The following is a 17551-nucleotide window of genomic DNA, read 5'->3' as shown; positions in this document are numbered from 1 at the left end:
GCGATGGCACCAGACCGCACACCTTTGACGCGCCGGCCTTCCAACGCCACAGGCCTGTCGCTGCCGCAAAGCCTGCTGCACACGGCGCTCATTGGCCTGGCCACCTGGGCACTGACCTGGCAGGCCGGCGTGCTCACGCGCGCGCATGTACTGGTCTGGCTGGCGGCCTTGTGCGCCGCCGCGCTGGCGGTGGTGGCGGCACGGCGTGGGCAAATCGCCAGTCTGGAGCTGTGGATGGTCGAGGCCAGCGCGCTGTCGGCGGCAACGGCCGCCACGGGGGCCTGGGGCTGGCATCTGGCGTTCAAGCCCGTGGCGCTGTTAATTGCTATTTGTTTTGTAGCTGTTAGCGCATACCAGTCAAGCGCTAGAGGCCGATTTTACTCAAAATCCTGGTGGCTGTTGGGCATCGCGCTGCTGTGCTCATTGGCAGGCGACGTGGCGCTGATGCTGCAGGGCTTGTTTATCCCCGGCCTGGTCAGCTTCCTGCTCGCCCATCTGGCCTACATCGCGCTGCTGCGCCGCGGCGTGCGCTGGTTTGCCCATCGGGGCGCGCTGCTGGCCACGGTGGCCCTAGGCGCCGCCATGGTCGCCTGGCTATGGCGCAGCGGCCTGCCCGCCGACCTGCGCATTCCCGTGGCGGTGTATGTGCTGGTGATTGCGCTCATGGCGGCGCAGGCACTGGGGCGTGCAGCCGAGCTGCAGACCCACGCCGCGCGCACCGTGGCACTGGGCGCCTGCATCTTCATGGCCAGCGATTCGGTGCTCGCCATCGACCGTTTCGTGCAGCCCGTGCCGATGGCCATCCTGTGGGTGCTGGCCACCTACTACGCCGCGCAGTTCTGCATCGTGCACGGCATGGTGCAGCAGTTGCGCGCTGCGCGCAGTTAGCTTGCGTCCGTCTGGTTCGCTGGGTGTGCCATCACAAACGGCGCCAGCGCTTCGCAGTGCTCGGCAATGCGCTTGACAGTCGGATACGGCGCCAGGTCCAGACCAAAGCGGCGCGCGTTGAACACCTGCGGCACGAGGCAGCAGTCGGCCATGCCTGGGATGTCGCCGTGGCAGAACAGGCCGGTGGGCGCACCGGGGCGGGTGAGCATTTCCTCGAACGCCTCGAACCCGAGCGCAATCCAGTGGCAGGCCCAAGCCTTGCGCCCTTCTTCGCCTGCCCCCAGGGTATCGCCCACGTAGTTGAGCACACGCAGGTTGCCCAGCGGATGCACGTCGCAGGCGATGGTGAGCGCCAGCGCACGCACCCGGGCGCGGCCAAGCAGATCGCGCGGAAGCAGCGGCGACGCCGGGTAGGCCTCGTCCAGGTACTCCATGATGGCGAGGGACTGCGTGAGCACGCTGTCTCCGTCCTGCAGCACCGGCACCAGGCCCGCAGGGTTGACGGCACGGAAGGCCGGCTGGTGCTGCTCGCCACCGCCCTTGAGCAGGTGCACTGCCACCGTCTCATAGGCAAGGCCCTTGAGCGCCAGGGCAATGCGCAGGCGGTACGACGCCGAACTGCGGAAATAGCTGTAGAGCGTGAGCATGGCGCTTGCGGCTCCTCAGAGCGCCGCCTGGATCTGGCGCACGGTCTGGTCGATGGCGCCAAAGATGCTCGCGCCCTGGGCATCCAGCATTTCGATGCGCACACGGTCGCCAAAGTGCAGGAACTCGGTCACCGGCTTGCCGCCTTCAATCGTTTCGTACATGCGCACTTCGGCCAGGCAGCAGTAGCCCACGCCGCCATTGGCGACGCTGGAGCCATGCAGGCTGCCCTGCTTGTTCGACACCGTCCCCGAGCCGATGATGGAGCCGGCACCTAGCGTGCGCGTCTTGGCCGCATGGGCCATGAGCTGCGCAAAGCTGAACGCCATGTCCTCGCCCGCGTCGGGCTCGCCAAAGGGCTGGCCGTTGATCTGCACGCGCAGTTGGCCTTTCAGTTTGCTGCCTTGCCAGGCGGCGCCGAGCTCGTCAGGCGTCACGGCCACGGGCGAAAAAGCGCTCGCCGGCTTGGCCTGGAAGAAGCCGAAACCCTTGGCGAGCTCGCCAGGAATCAGGTTGCGCAGCGAGACATCGTTCACCAGCATGACCAGGCGAATGGCCTGCGCGCAGCGCTCCACGCCCGAGCCCATCGCCACGTCGCCGGTGACCACGGCCACCTCGGCTTCGAGGTCAATGCCCCAGTCTTCGCTGATCGCATCGATGGGGTCTCGCGGGCCAACGAAAGAGTCCGAGCCGCCCTGGTACATCAGCGGATCGGTCCAGAACGAGGCCGGCACTTCGCTGCCTCGCGCCTTGCGCACCAGCTCGACATGGTTCAGGTAGGCCGAACCATCGGCCCATTGGTAAGCGCGCGGCAGGGGTGAGTGGCAGGCTGTGGCGTCGAAGGCCGTTGCGCCTTGCGCGGTGCCGGCGTTAAGGGCGTCCGACACGGCCTGCAGCAGCGGCGCGCAGCGCTCCCAGTCGTCCAGTGCGGCTTGCAACGTGCGCGCAATCTGCGGCACGGCAAGGCATTGCGAGAGGTCGCGGCGCACGACGACGAGCGTACCGTCGCGGCCGCCAGCTTTGAGGGTGGCGAGTTTCATGGGGCAATCCTTGAGAAAACGGTCCGGCCCGCGCAAGAGGGCGCGGCCGCCGGCGAGGCACCCCGCCCGCGCAGGGCAAAGGTGCGGTGGTGCAGCGCCTTATTTGGCCAACTGGTCGGTCACTTCCTTGTACAGACCTTCGCCGACACTGGGCGCAAACATCTTCCACACGGGCTGGACTTTCTCGCGCATGCGGGCGCGTTCAGCATCGGTGACGTCGTTGACGATCAGTCCCTTGGCGGCCATTGCCGCCTGGGCGGATTTTTCCTGGTCGCGCGCCACACCGCGCTGGAAGGCACGCGCCTCAATGGCGGAGTCCTTCAAGATTTTTTGATCCCCTGCGGAGAGCTTGTCCCAGAACTTCTTGGACACCAGGGGAATGAAGGCGCCGTAGCTGTGGCGGGTCAGCGAGAGGTACTTCTGCACTTCGTTGAGCTTGAGCGCAGCAATCACGGCCGTGGGCGTTCCCTGGCCATCGACGGTGCGGGTTTCCAGCGCGGTGTAGAGCTCCGGCACGGCCAGTGGGACCGGGTTGGCGCCCAGCGCCTTGACGGTTTCCTGCGAAATCTTGGCCTGCACGGCGCGGAATTTCAAGCCTTCAAAGTCTTCCACCTTGTTGATGGGGTGCTTGCTGTTGGTGGCGTTAAAAAAGCCGTTTTCCCAGTACGCCAGGCCCACCAAGCCCTTTGCAGGGAGCATGGCCAGCAGCTTGTCGCCCACCGGGCCGTCGAGCACTTTCTCAGCTTCCTGCACGTTGGAGAACAGGAACGGGAAATCAAGAATTTCGTATTCCTTCACCATGCCGGTCAGCGTGGTCGTCTGCGGCACGGTGAACTCAATGGTTCCGCCCTGCAAGGCCGAGGTCACCTGCACATCGTTGCCGAGCGCACCGGCATAAAAGCCTTTGATCTTGATCTTGCCGCCGCTCTTGGCGTCCACCAGTTCAATGAACTTGGCAACACCCTGGCCCTGGTGCGATTTTTCCGGCAGCGTCACGGCAAATTTTGCCGTGACCTGGGCCATAGCGGCCAACGGGGCCGCCACCGCAAAGCTGCCGGCAAGTGCCAGGGCCATCAATTTGGAAAACGTTTTCATGGGTTGTCTCCTGGGTTGAAAAAGGGGGAATCAGCGCCACCAACCAGCCGGCACGGTGACCAGTGCGGGGAACAGCACCAGCGCGACGAGCACCGCCAACTCGGCGATGAGGAAAGGCAGGACGCCGCGCGCCGCCTGGCCCAGCGTCACCTTGCCAATCGAACTGACGACATTGAGCACCACGCCCACGGGCGGCGTGATCATGCCGAGCGAGCAGTTGATGATGAAGATGACCCCGAAGTACACCGGGTCGATGCCCGCCTGCTGCACGATGGGCAAGAACACCGGCGTGAAAATCAGCACGATGGGAATGAAGTCCAGCACCATGCCGGCGAGGAACACCACCAGCATCATGGCGGCCGTGAGCGCCTGCGGGTGCTCGCCCAGACCGCTCAGCCAGCCGCCCACCTGGCCCGGCACATCGGCAATGGTGATCATGTAAGACGCCACCATGGCCAAGCTGGCCAGCAGCAGCACCACGGCGGTGGTGCGCGCCGTCACCAGGAAGCAGTGGTAGATGGCTGCCAGCGTGAGTTCGCGGTAGACGGCGGCACCGACAAACAGCGCGTACGCCGCTGCCACCACCGCCGCCTCGGTGGGCGTGAAGATGCCGAACTTCAGGCCGCCAATGATGATCACCGGCAGCATCAAGGCCCAGAAACCCTTGCCGAGCAGCGCCATGCGCTCGCCCCAGGGCTTGCGCGGCGCCACCTGCACGCTGGTGCGGCGCGACACCAGCCACCAGGCCAGCACCAGTGAGCCACCCATCATCACGCCCGGCAATATGCCCGCCAGAAACAGCCGCGTAATGGACACGTTCGCCACCACGCCAAACAGCAGGAAACCAATGGAGGGCGGAATGACCGGGGCGATGATGCCCCCGGCCGCCATCAGCCCGCAGGCGCGTTCCGGGTTGTAGCCCGCCTGGCGCATCATGGGCACGAGAATGGCAGCCAGCGCTGCGGTATCCGCCACCGCCGAGCCTGAAAGACTGGCCAGCAGGATGGCGGCAAAAATGGCCACATAGCCGAGCCCGCCGCGCAAATGGCCGACAAAAGCCCCAGCCATTTCCACGATGCGGCGCGAGAGGCCACCGGCATTCATGAACTCACCGGCCAGAATGAAGAAAGGCACGGCCATGAGCACAAAGTTGTCGGCACCACCAATGGCGTTCTGCACGACGATTTGCGAGTCGAACTGGCCCATCTGGAACATCACGGCGACGCCGGAGAACAGCAGCGCAAAGGCGATCGGCATGCCCAGCACAATGAGCAGCAACAGCACTGCCAGGAAGATGAAGGCGCTCACCGCGGTTCTCCCTTTTGCTCAACGGATGCCACTTCGGGCATCTTCTCCAGAATGCGATCGCCCAGATCTTTTGTCATCGCCGAACCAGCGGGACTGTGCAGCGTTTGCCAGATGTTGTTGGCGATTGCCAGCGCCATCCCGCCGCCAAACACGATGGCCACACCGTACAGCCAGCCGTAGGAAATGCCGAGCACCGGGTAGCTGTTGCCGAGGTTGATCTGCATTTGCTGCCAGCCCCCCACCAGGAACATGCCACAGGCCCAGAGCATGAGTCCTCCGGTCAACACCACCAGAAGCTTGCGGCCGGCCAGCGGCAGGCGCTCCACCAGTGCGTCGAAACCAATGTGCGCGCGCTGTACCGATGCCAGGATGGCACCGAGAAAAATCAACCAGACAAAGAGCAGGCGCGAGAGCTCTTCCGACACCGCAATGCCCGAATCAAACCCGTAGCGCAGCACCACATTGCCAAACACCAGGATCGCCATCACCGCCAGGCAGGTGACGATGACGATTTCCAGCACACGCACGCAGGCGCGTCCCCAGCGATTTCCCATGGATTCCCCTTTGTGCAGCCCGCACACGGCGGGCTGAATTAACAACCTGTTGGCGGGCCTGCGCGCTCAGGCGCCGGGGAATCCCTTGCCGTCGTGCATCCAGGCAGCGTGCTTGGGCGCCTTCTTGGTGCGGTCCCACTCGTTGATCATGTCCCACTTGACTTCGTCAAGTTGCTTCATCATCTCGGGCGTACCGGTGTTTACGGCCAACTCCAGCCGGTGTCCGCTGGGGTCGCGGAAGTAGATGGACTTGAAGATGGTGTGGTCGGTGGGGCCCAGCACTTCGATGCCATCGGCTTCCATGCGCGCCTTGGCGTCCATCATTTCTTCCATGCTGCCCACTTCCATGGCCAGATGCTGCGTCCACGTGGGGGTATTGCGGTCGCGGTCCATGGGCGGCTTGGTGGGCAGTTCAAAGAACGCCAGGATGTTGCCGTTGCCCGCATCCAGGAAGATGTGCATGTAGGGATCGGGATCTTTGGTGGACGGTACTTCGTCTTCGGCAATCGCCAGGATGAAATCCATGTTCAGGTATTTGCCGTACCACTCCACGGTTTGCTTGGCGTTGATGCAGCGGTAGGCCACATGGTGAAACTTCTTGATCTTCATGCGCTTGTCTCCAATCGGGTCGCTCGTGCCAGCATCCAGAAGGCCGCCTGGGTTGCAACGCGGACACGGCACGCTGCGGGCGGGTCGCAGGCTGCTTGGGGCGCCTTGCGATGGTTGGAATTAAAGGCCGTATCGATCTATGATTCAAACGCTTTATTTTTCTGCATTCACAAGGAAATTTAATGAATGTCAGCCTGCGGCAATTGCGTGCGCTGGTGGCCCTGGTGCGCACCGGGAGCTTCACGCAGGCCGCCGTTTCCCTGCACGTGACGCAATCGGCGCTCAGCAGCCTGATCAAGGAACTGGAGCAGAGCCTGGGCGTGCGCCTGGTCGAGCGCAGCACCCGCAGCATCGGCCTGACCGAAGCTGGCCGGGGCTTTGTGCCCTTGATCGACAAGATCCTGCAAGACCTCGACGGGGTGCTGGGCGGCATCGACGACCTCAAGGCATTGCGGCGCGGCGTGGTGCGCGTGGCAGCGCCGCAGCTCATGGCGTGCACGCTGATGCCCGAAGTGATTGCCGCCTACCGGCGCGAGCACCCCGGCGTGCAGGTGCGCCTGTCGGACTGCGCGGTCGATGGCGTGCTCGCGCGCGTGGCCGCGGGGGAAGCCGATTTCGGTGTCGGCCCCGAGCGCGGCATGGGCGGCGACATGGCAGGTGAGACCTTGTTTGAAATGCCTTTCATGGTGGTGTTTCCAAGCGACCACCCGCTGGCCGAGCTGCCGCGCATTTGCTGGAGCGACGCCATCACGCACCCGTTCATTGCCTTGCAGGGGCAGTTTGCCGAACGGCTGTCGCTCGACCTGCACGGCGCCTTGCGGGAGATCACGCTCAACCCCAGCAACGAAGTGACCTTCATGACGACCGCGCTGAGCATGGTCAGCGCCGGCCTGGGTATCACGGCGTGCCTGCCTTATGCCAGCTCGCTGGTACGTCTGTACCAGTTGCAACTGGCCCCGCTGCATGAGCCGCAGGTACTGCGCAAGTTTCTGGTGTACCAGCGCAGCGCGGCCACGCTGTCGCCGGCTGCGCAGAGTTTCAGGGAATTTCTGCTGGCGTATGTAGCATCTCACCACTGGGGCGTTGCCGGAGACCCGACGGCCCTGCCAACGCAGGCATCAGGCAGTCGCAGGCCCTGACACCATGCCGGCGCCACCGGGCGGCACGACCTGACGCCCGACGGCCTCGCCAATCATGATCAGCGCCGGCGGTTTCACGCCATACCGCACGCCCAGCGACGGCAGCGTGGCCACGGTTCCCACGATGCAGCGCTGCTCGGGCAGCGTGGCGCGCTCGACGAGCGCCGCTGGGGTGGTTTCCGGCAATCCATGGGCGACAAGTTGCTCGCACACCACAGGCAATGTGCCGACACCCATGTAAATGACCACCGTCTGCCAGGGGCGCGCAAGCGCCTCCCAATCGAGCTGCACCGTACGGTCTTCCTGTGCACCCTGCAGGTGCCCCGTGGCGTAGACCAGCATGCCGGCGGTTTCCCGGTGCGTAAGCGGTATGCCGGTGGCGGCGGCGGCGCCCTGGGCCGCGCTGATGCCCGGAATGGTTTCGCAGGCAATGCCGGCCGCAGCCAAGCCTTCGGCCTCTTCGCCTCCGCGCCCGAACACAAACGGATCGCCGCCTTTAAGGCGCACCAGCGAGCGCCCCTGGCGTGCCAGCCGCACCATTAGCTCGATGATGCCTTCCTGCGGCAGGGTGTGGTTGCGGCTTTGTTTGCCGACATAGATCCGCTCTGCGCCAGGCGCAATGTGGGCGAGTACAGCGTCGGACACCAGATGGTCGTAGAGCACCAGCTCTGCGCTTCCCAGCACGCGCGCCGCCTTGAGCGTCAGCAGTTCCGCATCCCCCGGACCGGCCCCGACCAATGTGACCAAGCCCCAGGGTGCGGGACTGGCGGGGGGCGCAGCGCTTGCGGCGCCCGGCGAAACATCATTCATCGCATCTCCTGCATCAATACAGACCATTGTCAAAAGCTGCAGCACGATAGCTCTTGATACTAGTCAAGTACTCGGCGCGGGATAACCCTGATTATTTGTTTGTCTTCGTTTTGGCGCCACGCTATGTTGTTTTTCCCTGTCCCTTGCTTGCGGCGCAAGCTCGCTGGCGCCGTCGCCTTCCTGGCCTTGGCTCCAGGCATCACCATCGCGGGCAATGCACAGACGGTACCGGACACCGGGCGCCAGCAGGCACTCGTGCGCATGGTCCGGCAGGACTGTGGCTCCTGCCACGGCATGCGCCTGACTGGGGGCCTGGGGCCGGCACTGACCGCAGCCGCTCTGGCCGGCAAACCCGTGGAAGCCCTGGAAGCCACCATCTACGGTGGGCGTCCTGGAACGCCCATGGCCCCCTGGAGCGCCATGCTGAGCGAAAGCGACGCCCACTGGATTGCAGAACAACTGCTCACCGGTTTTCCCGAACTTCCGAAAGCACATCCATGAACCGCAGGCATCTTCTCACCACCGCCGCCGCTGCCGGCCTTCTTGCCAGCGGCTGTGCCTCCACCGCTTCGCCACCCCAAGCTGCGGCCCCCGTGCTGCGAGGCACCGGCGACCTGGGTGTGGTGGTGCTGCGCGCCAGCGGCACGCTGGCCATCATCGACACCAGCCACCGCACGCTGCTGGGCCAGGTCACGGGCCTGGGCGACTTGTCGCACGCCTCGGTGGTTTTTTCGCGCGATACCCGCTATGCCTTTGTGTTCGGGCGTGACGGGGGCCTCACCAAGGTGGATCTGCTCACCCAGGCCATCGTCGGCCGCGTGATGCAGGCAGGCAACTCCATCGGCGGAGCCATCAGTGCGGACGGGCGCCTGGTGGTGGCGCAGAACTACACACCTGGCGGTATCAAGGCATTCGATGCGCAGACGCTGGCGCTGGTGGCCGACGTGCCCGCCGAGTACGCGCCGGGAAAACTCTCGCGCGTGGTGGGCCTCGTGGACCTGCCCGGCCAGCGCTTTGCCTACAGCCTGTTCGACGCGGGCGAGATTCGCATCACCGATTTTTCCGACCCTGCGCACCCCCACACCACGCGCATCCCGAACATCGGGCGCCAGCCCTACGACGCGCTGGTCACGCCCAATGGTCGGCACTACATCGCCGGCCTGTTTGGCGAGGACGGACTGGCGCTGGTGGACCTGTGGCAGGAGCCCCCCAAAGTACGCCGCATTCTGAACGGCTATGGCCGCGGTGAGCAGACGCTGCCGGTCTACAAGATGCCGCATCTGCGCGGCTGGGCCGTGGCCGGCCGGCGCGCCTACCTGCCCGCGATTGGCCACCACGAGGTGCTGGTGGTGGACACCGAAAGCTGGCAGGAGGTGGGCCGCATCCCGGTCGCCGGCCAACCGGTGTTCGTCATGGCGCAGCCCGACGGACGCCAGGTGTGGGTGAACTTTGCCGTACCCGACTACCACCGCGTACAAGTCATCGACACCACCACGCAGCAGATCGTGCGCACGCTGGAGCCCGGCAAGGCGGTGCTGCACATGGAGTTCACACCACGCGGCGAATCGGTATGGATCAGCTCGCGCGATGCCAACCGGGTGAGCGTAATCGACACCCACAGCTTCGCCACCCAGGCCGTTCTGGAGGTCGATTCCCCCAGCGGCGTTTTCTTCACTTCACGCGCCGCCCGCCTCGGGTTCTGAGTGCTCAACCGCATGCCCTCCGTGCTCCCCACCGCCGATCCGCTGGTGCTGGCGCTGCTCAACCCCTGGCAGCGCGGCTTCCCGCTGGTGCGCGCACCCTTTGCGCAGATCGGCGCCGCCGCCCACCTGAGTGAAACGCAGGTGATCGACGGCTACCGCCGTCTGCAGGAGACAGGCGCACTCAGCCGCATTGGCGGCGTGTTCTCCGGAGGCGCAGGCGGCGCGGCCTTGCTCGCTGCCATGGCCGTGCCCCCCGCGCGTCTGGCCGAGGTCGCCGCCATCGTGTCGCAGCACCCCGGCGTCAACCACAACTACCAGCGCGAGCACACCCACAACCTGTGGTTCGTGATGACCGGTGCCGACCAGCACGCTGTCCAGAACGCCATGCACAGCCTGGACGCAGCGACCGGCCTGCGCGCCCTGCAATTGCCCATGCTGCGCGCCTACCGCATCGATCTGGGCTTCGATCTGCGCTCGAACACGGCCGCCCACGCCATGCCCGAGGCGACTGGAACGACCCCCGTCGCCCCATCTGACCGGCCCCTTGCCGCCTTGCTGGAAGCCGGGCTTCCCTTGACGCCCCACCCCTTCGACGACTGGGCGCAAGTGCTGAACCGCACACCCGAGGCCATTCTGGCCACGCTGCAACAGTGGCTGGACCAGGGCACGCTGCGGCGCATGGGCGCGATCGTGCGGCACCACGAACTGGGCTTTGACGCCAACGCCATGACGGTGTTTGACATTCCTGATGCTGCCGTTGACGCCTGCGGCGAGGTGCTGGCGCGCGAAACCGGCGTGACGCTGGCCTACCGGCGCGAACGCGCCGAAGGATGGCCCTACAACCTGTACTGCATGGTGCATGGCCGCGACCGCACCGAGGTGCTGGAGGTGATCGCACGCGCCATCGGCAATACAGGCCTGGCGCCCTACCCGCACGAGGTGCTGTTCTCCTGCCGCCGCTTCAAGCAGACTGGCCCCCGGCGTTTTCGCGCCCTGCCCGTCGCTATGGCCCCGGACACCGCTGCCACACCGGAGGTGCTCGATGCTGTCGCCGGATGACGCCCGCCTACTGGAGCGCCTGCACGGCGACCTGCCCCTGACCGAGCGGCCCTTCGCCGATGTGGCGGCCGAGTTTGGCTGGACCGAAGACGATGTGATCGGACGGCTGTCGGCCCTGTTGGAGAACGGGATGCTGACCCGCTTTGGGCCGCTGTTCCAGATCGAGCGCGCGGGCGGCCTGTTCGTGCTCGCCGCCATGGCCGTACCCGAAGAACGCTTCGATGCCGTAGCGGCCCAGGTCAACGCCCACGCCGAGATCGCGCACAACTACCGGCGTGCGCATACGCTGAACATGTGGTTCGTGCTCGGGACCGAAACCCCGGCGCAATGTGCGGCAGCCATCGCACGCATCGAGGCTGAAACAGGATTGAGCGTGCTGGCCTTCCCAAAAGAGCGCGAGTTCTTCGTCGAGCTCAAACTCCCCTTGACGAGCGGATCCCCCCATGGCGCTTGACGACTTTGACCGCGCCCTGATCGCCGCCACCCAGGGCGGCCTGCCGCTGGTGCCGCGTCCTTACGACGCCGTGGGCGAACGCCTGGGTGTCTCGGGCCAGCAGGTGCGCGAGCGGCTGAAACAGATGCTTGAAACCGGCCTGATCCGCCGCATCGGCGCCGTACCCAACCACTACCGCCTGGGTTTTACCGCCAATGGCATGAGCGTGTGGAACGTGGACGACGCCCAGGTGGATGCCTTGGGCGAGCGCATCGGCCAGTTGCCAGGCGTGAGCCACTGCTACCGCCGCCCACGCCGCCTGCCCGCGTGGCCCTACAACCTATTCGCCATGCTGCATGGCCGCTCGCGCGCCGAGGTCGAACAGCAGGCCGCGCAGGTGCAACAGCTCCTGGGCGCGGCCTGCACGGGCCACGACATTCTTTACTCCACCGCGATCCTGAAAAAAACCGGATTGCGCCTCAAGGAAAACTGAACCATGTTCCGCATCAGCCAGTACATGCGCGAGCTCGCGCACGCCGAAAAAACAGGGCATTACCCAGAGGCAGTGCACGCACGCCGGGGCAGCGGTGGCGCCCCCGGACCGGTGGTCATCTGGAACCTGATCCGCCGCTGCAACCTGACCTGCAAGCACTGCTATGCGCTCTCGGCTGACCACGACTACGAGGGGGAGCTCTCGACCAGCGAAGTGTTCGGCGTGATGGACGACCTCAAGGACTACCGCGTGCCGGTGCTCATCCTCTCGGGCGGCGAGCCGCTCATGCGCCCCGACATCTTCGAGATCGCCGAACGTGCCAAGGCGATGAAGTTCTACACGGGCCTCTCGACCAACGGCACGCTGATCGACGAGGCCATGGCCGACCGGGTGGCCGCCACGGGTTTTGACTATGTGGGCATCAGCCTGGACGGCCTGCGCGAAACGCACGACCATTTCAGGCGGCTCGAAGGCGCTTTCGAGCGCAGCCTGGCCGCCGTGCGCCACCTGCACGCGCGCAGCGTAAAGGTAGGGCTGCGCTTCACCATGACCGCCATGAACGCGCACGACCTGCCCGCGCTGCTCGACCTGATGCGCGCCGAGCAGGTGGACAAGTTCTATTTCTCGCACCTCAACTACGCCGGCCGGGGCAACATCCACCGCGGCAAGGACGCGCAGTTCCAGGCCACGCGCAATGCGCTGGACATGCTGTTCGAGCGCGCCTGGCAGGCGGCGCTGGAGGGCCGCGAGGAAGACTACGTGACCGGCAACAACGACGCCGACGGCCCCTATCTGAGTCAGTGGGTGCGCGCACGCATGCCGCAGTGGGAGGCCCCCCTGCGCGAGCGCCTGGTCGCCTGGGGCGGCAATTCGAGCGGCGTGAACGTGGCCAACATCGACAACCTGGGCAGCGTGCACCCCGACACCATGTGGTGGCACCACGACCTGGGCAATGTGCGCCAGCGGCCCTTCTCTGCCATCTGGTCCGACACCTCCGAGCCGCTGATGGCCGGCCTCAAGGCGCACCCGCGCCCCGTGGGCGGGCGCTGCGCGCAGTGCCACTACTTTGACCTGTGCGGCGGCAACACCCGCGTGCGCGCCCAGCAGCTCACGGGCGACGCCTGGGCCGAAGACCCCGGCTGCTACCTGCGCGACGACGAGATCGGCCTCGCGGCGGGCAGCGATGCCAGCCGCGTCGCCGTGACGCCGTTTCGCAATGCACGCCAGACGATCCGCATCGTCGCCGGAGAAACCCATGTCTGACAACACACTCTTCGCCCGCGTCGCTCCCTGGCTGCTCGCCGCCGGCCTGATGTGGATGGGCCAGGGCCTGGCACGTGCGGATAGCGCGGCCGCACCCCACATCGACGCTGCCAGGCTCTACCAGCAGCATTGCGCCACCTGCCACGACAGCGCGCGCACCGGCGGCATGGGGCCGGCGCTGCTGCCTGAAAGCCTGGAGCGCCTGCGCAAGAAAGACGCACTGGACGTGGTGCAGCACGGCCGTACTGCCACCCAGATGGCGGGCTTTGCGCAGCAGCTCTTGCCTGAAGAGATTGCCGCCGTGGTGGACTGGATCTACCGGCCCGTCATCCCCGCGCCCACCTGGAGCGACGCCGACGTCCGCGCGTCACGCGTCGAGACACCCGGCGCCAAAGACCTGCCTGCCAAGCCCCAATGGAGCGCCGACCCGATGAACCTGTTTGTCGTCGTCGAAGCCGGTGACCACCATGTGTCCCTCGTCGATGGCGACCGCTTCGAGGTGATCCACAGGTTCCCCAGCCGCTACGCCCTGCACGGCGGACCGAAATTCACGCCCGACGGGCGTTTTGTCTATTTCGGCTCGCGCGACGGCTGGATCACCAAGTACGACCTGTGGAACCTCACGGTGGTGGCTGAAGTGCGCGCTGGCCTGAACATGCGCAACGTGGCCGTCAGCGGTGATGGCCGCTACGTCATGGCGGCCAACTACCTGCCCAAGGACGTGGTGCTGTTCGATGCCGACCTGCAACTCATCAAGCACATCGATGCGAGCACGCTCGATGGCAAGCAGACCTCGCGCGTCTCGGCCGTGTACGACGCCGAGCCGCGCAAGAGCTTCGTCGTCGCACTCAAAGATATTCCTGAACTTTGGGAAATTTCGTACGACGAAAAGGCGGCGCCCATCTACGACGGACTGGTGCACGACTACAAGATGGCCGAGGCGATCGCCAAACCCGGATTTCTGAACCCGCGCCGCACGCCACTCGACGAGCCACTGGACGACTTCTTCTTCGACCAGAGCTACAAGAACGTGCTGGGCTCCACCCGCCCCAAGCCCGGCGCGCAGGGAACCCCCAAGGCGCAGGTAGTCAACCTCGATGTGCGCCGCAAGATCGCCGAACTGCCGATGGCCGGCATGCCGCACCTGGGCTCGGGCATCACCTTCGCATGGAATGGCACCACCGTACTCGCCAGCCCCAACCTGAAGGACGGCACGATCGACGTGATCGACATGCACACCTGGAAGTTGGTCAAGGCCATTCCCACGCCCGGCCCAGGCTTCTTCATCCGCAGCCACGAGAACACCCGTTACGCCTGGGCCGACTCCATGATGAGCCCAACAGCCAAGGACACGCTGACGCTGATCGACAAACAGACTTTGGAGCCCGTGGCGACTCTGCGCGAACCCGGCCACACCTTGGCACACACCGAATTCACCAAGGATGGCCGCTACGCGCTGGTGAGCGTGTGGGACATGGACGGGGCGCTCATCGTCTTTGACGCCAAGACGCTCAAGGAGGTCAAGCGCCTGCCCATGAAAAAACCTGTGGGCAAGTACAACGTATGGAACAAGATCACGCGCTCGGAAGGCACCTCGCACTAAGGCGATGCTGGATAGGTCACCGCGATGGCGCGCGCCGTGCATCGGGATGGGAGGCAAGGCGCCAACCGCAGCCATAGCCGCAGCTATGGCGGGGATTGGCAACGCCGCAGACCGCCCGAGGTACGGATGCGCGGCACGTGAGGGACTTGTTCAGCATTGCCCTAAAGCCCAGTGAGGCTGGGCCCACGGGCTGTACGGATTCTTGTGAAAATTGATAGAAAAATGGCTTCTAGCGCTTATCCAATAAGCGTAGGAAGCTATTTATTTAGGAGCAATCCAAGTCTTTTTGGGCCCTGCTTTTTTGATCCAAGCTGAGAAAAAATAGCAGGGCCAGCAGCCCCGCGCCTGATTTCACTTCAGTGGGCACGCAGGCAGCGCGTCAGCGCTGGGCCGGCTGATGCCTAGCGTCTGCAATTCCTCGTCGGTGAACACCCGCGAGCGCGTGTGGAAGGCCTTGCCCTCCGGCCCTTCGAGCGAAAAGCTGCCGCCATGGCCCTCGATCACATCGAGGATGAGTTGGGTATGTTTCCAGGTTTCGTACTGCGCGCGTCCCATGTAGAACGGGCAGCCGCCCACATCGCCCAGGTACACATCGCCAGCCCCCATGGTGATCTCGCCGGGCAGGAAGCAATTGGCCGCGCTGTTGTCACAACAACCGCCTGACTGGTGAAACATCAGTTCAGGGCCGTATTTGGTTTGGAGGAAAGCCACCAGTTCCAGTGCGGCAGGTGTGGCAATGATTTTGTCGACCATGCTCGTCTCCTTGTTCTCTAAAGCCTAGACCGATCGGTAGGTGGCCGCTGAGGCGCCTTCTCTATCCCTTGTGCAACCAGGGTTTGGTGGCTTCGACCGCGCTCGCCGCAAGGGTGCGTTATGCCCACCAGCACCGCACTCGGCGCGCCATGCAGCGCGACCCCTCCTTGCGGGCATGAACCCGCTGCCTCGTCTCGCTCACCTTGCCTGGCACACCGCTAACGGCACCGCCGCGCGGAGCCAAATGCCGGTTTCAGGTTCTCAAACGAAGAAGGGGAGCGGCTGCCCGCACCCCTTCGCTCATTGGTAGCAGCCGCCGGCCTTAAAAGAAGCCCAGCTTGTTTTCGCTGTAGCTCACGAGCAGGTTCTTGGTCTGCTGGTAGTGGTCGAGCATCATCTTGTGCGTCTCACGCCCAATACCCGATTCCTTGTAACCGCCGAACGCAGCGTGCGCCGGGTAGGCGTGGTAGCAGTTGGTCCACACGCGCCCGGCCTTGATGGCGCGGCCCATGCGGTAGGCCACGTTGCCGTTGCGGCTCCACACGCCGGCGCCCAGGCCATAGAGCGTGTCGTTGGCAATGGCCAGGGCTTCGGCTTCGTCCTTGAAGGTGGTCACGGCCAGCACGGGGCCAAAGATTTCTTCCTGGAAGATGCGCATCTTGTTGTGGCCCTTGAACAGCGTGGGCTGCACGTAGTAGCCGCCTTCCAGGTCCCCGCCCAGATGCGCTTGGCTACCACCGGCCAGGACCTCGGCACCTTCCTGCTTGCCCAGATCAAGGTACGACAGGATCTTGGTGAGCTGCTCCTTGGAGGCCTGTGCGCCCATCATGCTGTCGGTGTCCAGCGGGTTCATGTGCTTGATGGCGGCCACGCGCTTGAGCACACGTTCCATGAACTTGTCGTAGATGGATTCCTGGATCAATGCGCGCGATGGGCAGGTGCAAACCTCGCCCTGGTTGAAGGCAAACAGCACCAGGCCTTCAATCGCCTTGTCGAGGAAGGCGTCGTCCTTGTCCATGATGTCGGCAAAGAAGATGTTGGGGCTTTTGCCACCCAGTTCCAGCGTAGCGGGAATCAGGTTGTTCGCGGCGGCCTGCGCAATCACGCGGCCCGTGGTGGTGGAGCCAGTAAAGGCAATCTTGGCAATGCGCTTGCTGGTAGCCAGCGGCATGCCGGCTTCGCGGCCGTAGCCGTTGACGATATTGAGCACGCCAGGGGGAACGATGTCGGCAATCAGCTCGGCCAAAATCAAAATGCTGATGGGGGTGCTCTCTGCGGGCTTGAGCACCACGCAGTTGCCGGCGCCCAGGGCGGGTGCCAGCTTCCACGCGGCCATCAGGATGGGGAAGTTCCAGGGAATGATCTGGCCCACCACGCCCAGAGGTTCCTGGATGTGGTACGCCACGGTGTTCTCGTCGATATTGGACAGCGCGCCTTCTTGTGCCCGCACGCAGCCGGCAAAGTAGCGGAAATGGTCCACGGTGAGCGGAATGTCGGCATTCAGCGTCTCGCGGATCGCCTTGCCGTTGTCCACGGTTTCAGCGTAGGCCAACAGCTCCAGATTTTGCTCAATGCGGTCGGCAATCTTGAGCAGGATGTTGGAGCGCGTGGCGGCATCGGTCTTGCCCCAGGCATCGGCGGCGGCATGGGCGGCGTCGAGCGCCAGTTCAATGTCTTCGGCGGTGGAGCGGGCTACCTGCGTATAGACCTTTCCACTGATAGGCGTCACCACGTCAAAGTACTGGCCTTTCACGGGGGCGACGAACTTGCCACCGATGAAGTTGTTGTACTGGGGTTTGTAGGCGATTTTGGCGCCAGCGGCGCCAGGGGCTGCATAAACGGTCATGTGCTTGTCTCCAGGTGAAAAGTCGATCCGGCGCCCACTTAGGCGGCCAGATGCCAAATACCATTCACAAACCGTGCCAGGCTTTCCTTGCGCTGCCAAAGCATTGAATTTGCAGGACCTTGCAAGTTTTCTGTGTGGGATACCGCCAGTCGCCGGCAAGGCGACGCTCCACAGCGCGACAACTGTCACAAGGTGGAACACTCGGTGGGCTTGGGGGCAATGCACAGTTGCCTCCGGGTGGCGAGCCGCCCATACTGGCGCCAAAAAGCGGGGCACCCCAGCACCCGCGCAGGAGACAACACATGCCATC

Annotated in this window: 18 protein-coding genes; 9 read left to right on the top strand and 9 right to left on the bottom strand. The window is 64.7% G+C overall.

Annotated features, from left to right (window positions below):
• The first annotated feature begins 3 nt into the window (after positions 1 to 3).
• The gene (locus D3F03_RS14690; RefSeq protein ID WP_119110187.1) at positions 4 to 888 is read left to right on the top strand and encodes a lysoplasmalogenase; all 885 of its coding nucleotides are present in this window, start codon (positions 4 to 6) and stop codon (positions 886 to 888) included.
• Here the strand turns inward: D3F03_RS14690 and maiA are convergent.
• From maiA to D3F03_RS14660, 6 genes are all read right to left on the bottom strand, one after another.
• The gene (gene maiA / locus D3F03_RS14685; RefSeq protein ID WP_119110186.1) at positions 885 to 1535 is read right to left on the bottom strand and encodes a maleylacetoacetate isomerase; all 651 of its coding nucleotides are present in this window, start codon (positions 1533 to 1535) and stop codon (positions 885 to 887) included. The two genes, D3F03_RS14690 and maiA, sit on opposite strands and share 4 nt — an antisense overlap.
• Before the next feature lie 15 nt (positions 1536 to 1550).
• Positions 1551 to 2573 carry a fumarylacetoacetate hydrolase family protein gene (locus D3F03_RS14680; RefSeq protein ID WP_119110185.1) on the bottom strand — a complete coding sequence of 341 codons (1023 nt, stop codon included), beginning with the start codon at positions 2571 to 2573 and terminating at the stop codon, positions 1551 to 1553.
• A gap of 99 nt (positions 2574 to 2672) precedes the next feature.
• A complete protein-coding gene (locus D3F03_RS14675; RefSeq protein ID WP_119110184.1) occupies positions 2673 to 3668 on the bottom strand; it encodes a TRAP transporter substrate-binding protein in 996 nt (331 codons plus the stop codon).
• 30 nt (positions 3669 to 3698) lie between these two features.
• Complete coding sequence (locus tag D3F03_RS14670) at positions 3699 to 4976, bottom strand: TRAP transporter large permease (RefSeq protein ID WP_119110183.1); 1278 nt, start codon at positions 4974 to 4976, stop codon at positions 3699 to 3701.
• Positions 4973 to 5530: a TRAP transporter small permease gene (locus D3F03_RS14665; RefSeq protein ID WP_119110182.1), complete on the bottom strand. Its 558-nt coding sequence runs from the start codon at positions 5528 to 5530 to the stop codon at positions 4973 to 4975. The genes D3F03_RS14670 and D3F03_RS14665 overlap by 4 nt, the downstream gene beginning before the upstream one ends.
• A gap of 66 nt (positions 5531 to 5596) precedes the next feature.
• Positions 5597 to 6139, bottom strand: a complete 543-nt coding sequence (locus tag D3F03_RS14660) for a VOC family protein (RefSeq protein ID WP_119110181.1) — start codon at positions 6137 to 6139, stop codon at positions 5597 to 5599.
• A gap of 182 nt (positions 6140 to 6321) precedes the next feature.
• On the opposite strand from D3F03_RS14660, the gene D3F03_RS14655 reads away from it, so the two are divergent.
• The gene (locus D3F03_RS14655) at positions 6322 to 7278 is read left to right on the top strand and encodes a LysR family transcriptional regulator (RefSeq protein WP_119110180.1); all 957 of its coding nucleotides are present in this window, start codon (positions 6322 to 6324) and stop codon (positions 7276 to 7278) included.
• Here D3F03_RS14655 and cobA read toward each other — a convergent pair.
• Positions 7258 to 8088 (bottom strand): uroporphyrinogen-III C-methyltransferase, encoded by an 831-nt coding sequence (gene cobA, locus D3F03_RS14650; RefSeq protein ID WP_119110179.1) that lies wholly within the window; start codon positions 8086 to 8088, stop codon positions 7258 to 7260. The genes D3F03_RS14655 and cobA overlap by 21 nt on opposite strands.
• Positions 8089 to 8211: 123 nt before the next feature.
• Here cobA and D3F03_RS14645 point away from each other — a divergent pair, with 123 nt between their 5' ends.
• Genes D3F03_RS14645 through D3F03_RS14615 form a run of 7 tightly spaced genes read left to right on the top strand, consistent with a single transcriptional unit; the run spans position 8212 to position 14642 of the window.
• A complete protein-coding gene (locus D3F03_RS14645; RefSeq protein WP_119110178.1) occupies positions 8212 to 8589 on the top strand; it encodes a c-type cytochrome in 378 nt (125 codons plus the stop codon).
• Complete coding sequence (locus tag D3F03_RS14640; RefSeq protein ID WP_119110177.1) at positions 8586 to 9791, top strand: cytochrome D1 domain-containing protein; 1206 nt, start codon at positions 8586 to 8588, stop codon at positions 9789 to 9791. The genes D3F03_RS14645 and D3F03_RS14640 overlap by 4 nt, the downstream gene beginning before the upstream one ends.
• Before the next feature lie 12 nt (positions 9792 to 9803).
• Entirely contained in the window at positions 9804 to 10850 is a 1047-nt protein-coding gene (gene ahbB / locus D3F03_RS14635; protein WP_119110264.1) for a siroheme decarboxylase subunit beta, read from the top strand.
• The gene (locus tag D3F03_RS14630; RefSeq protein ID WP_119110176.1) at positions 10834 to 11304 is read left to right on the top strand and encodes an Lrp/AsnC family transcriptional regulator; all 471 of its coding nucleotides are present in this window, start codon (positions 10834 to 10836) and stop codon (positions 11302 to 11304) included. The genes ahbB (D3F03_RS14635) and D3F03_RS14630 overlap by 17 nt, the downstream gene beginning before the upstream one ends.
• Positions 11294 to 11776, top strand: a complete 483-nt coding sequence (gene ahbB, locus D3F03_RS14625) for a siroheme decarboxylase subunit beta (RefSeq protein ID WP_119110175.1) — start codon at positions 11294 to 11296, stop codon at positions 11774 to 11776. Before D3F03_RS14630 ends, ahbB (D3F03_RS14625) begins: the two co-directional genes overlap by 11 nt.
• Positions 11777 to 11779: 3 nt before the next feature.
• A complete protein-coding gene (nirJ, locus tag D3F03_RS14620; protein ID WP_119110174.1) occupies positions 11780 to 13039 on the top strand; it encodes a heme d1 biosynthesis radical SAM protein NirJ in 1260 nt (419 codons plus the stop codon).
• A complete protein-coding gene (locus D3F03_RS14615; RefSeq protein WP_199665482.1) occupies positions 13032 to 14642 on the top strand; it encodes a cytochrome D1 domain-containing protein in 1611 nt (536 codons plus the stop codon). The genes nirJ and D3F03_RS14615 overlap by 8 nt, the downstream gene beginning before the upstream one ends.
• 351 nt (positions 14643 to 14993) lie before the next feature.
• Here D3F03_RS14615 and D3F03_RS14610 read toward each other — a convergent pair whose 3' ends face one another.
• Together D3F03_RS14610 and exaC are read right to left on the bottom strand one after the other, a co-directional pair.
• Positions 14994 to 15395 carry a DUF779 domain-containing protein gene (locus D3F03_RS14610; RefSeq protein WP_119110173.1) on the bottom strand — a complete coding sequence of 134 codons (402 nt, stop codon included), beginning with the start codon at positions 15393 to 15395 and terminating at the stop codon, positions 14994 to 14996.
• A gap of 322 nt (positions 15396 to 15717) precedes the next feature.
• Positions 15718 to 17241: an acetaldehyde dehydrogenase ExaC gene (exaC, locus tag D3F03_RS14605; RefSeq protein WP_119110172.1), complete on the bottom strand. Its 1524-nt coding sequence runs from the start codon at positions 17239 to 17241 to the stop codon at positions 15718 to 15720.
• Positions 17242 to 17551: the final 310 nt, after the last annotated feature.

The organism is Simplicispira hankyongi (assembly GCF_003570885.1).
GTDB lineage: Bacteria > Pseudomonadota > Gammaproteobacteria > Burkholderiales > Burkholderiaceae_C > Simplicispira > Simplicispira hankyongi.
Note: the sequence above shows the minus strand (reverse complement) of the source record. Positions and strands in the feature narration are given on the sequence as shown.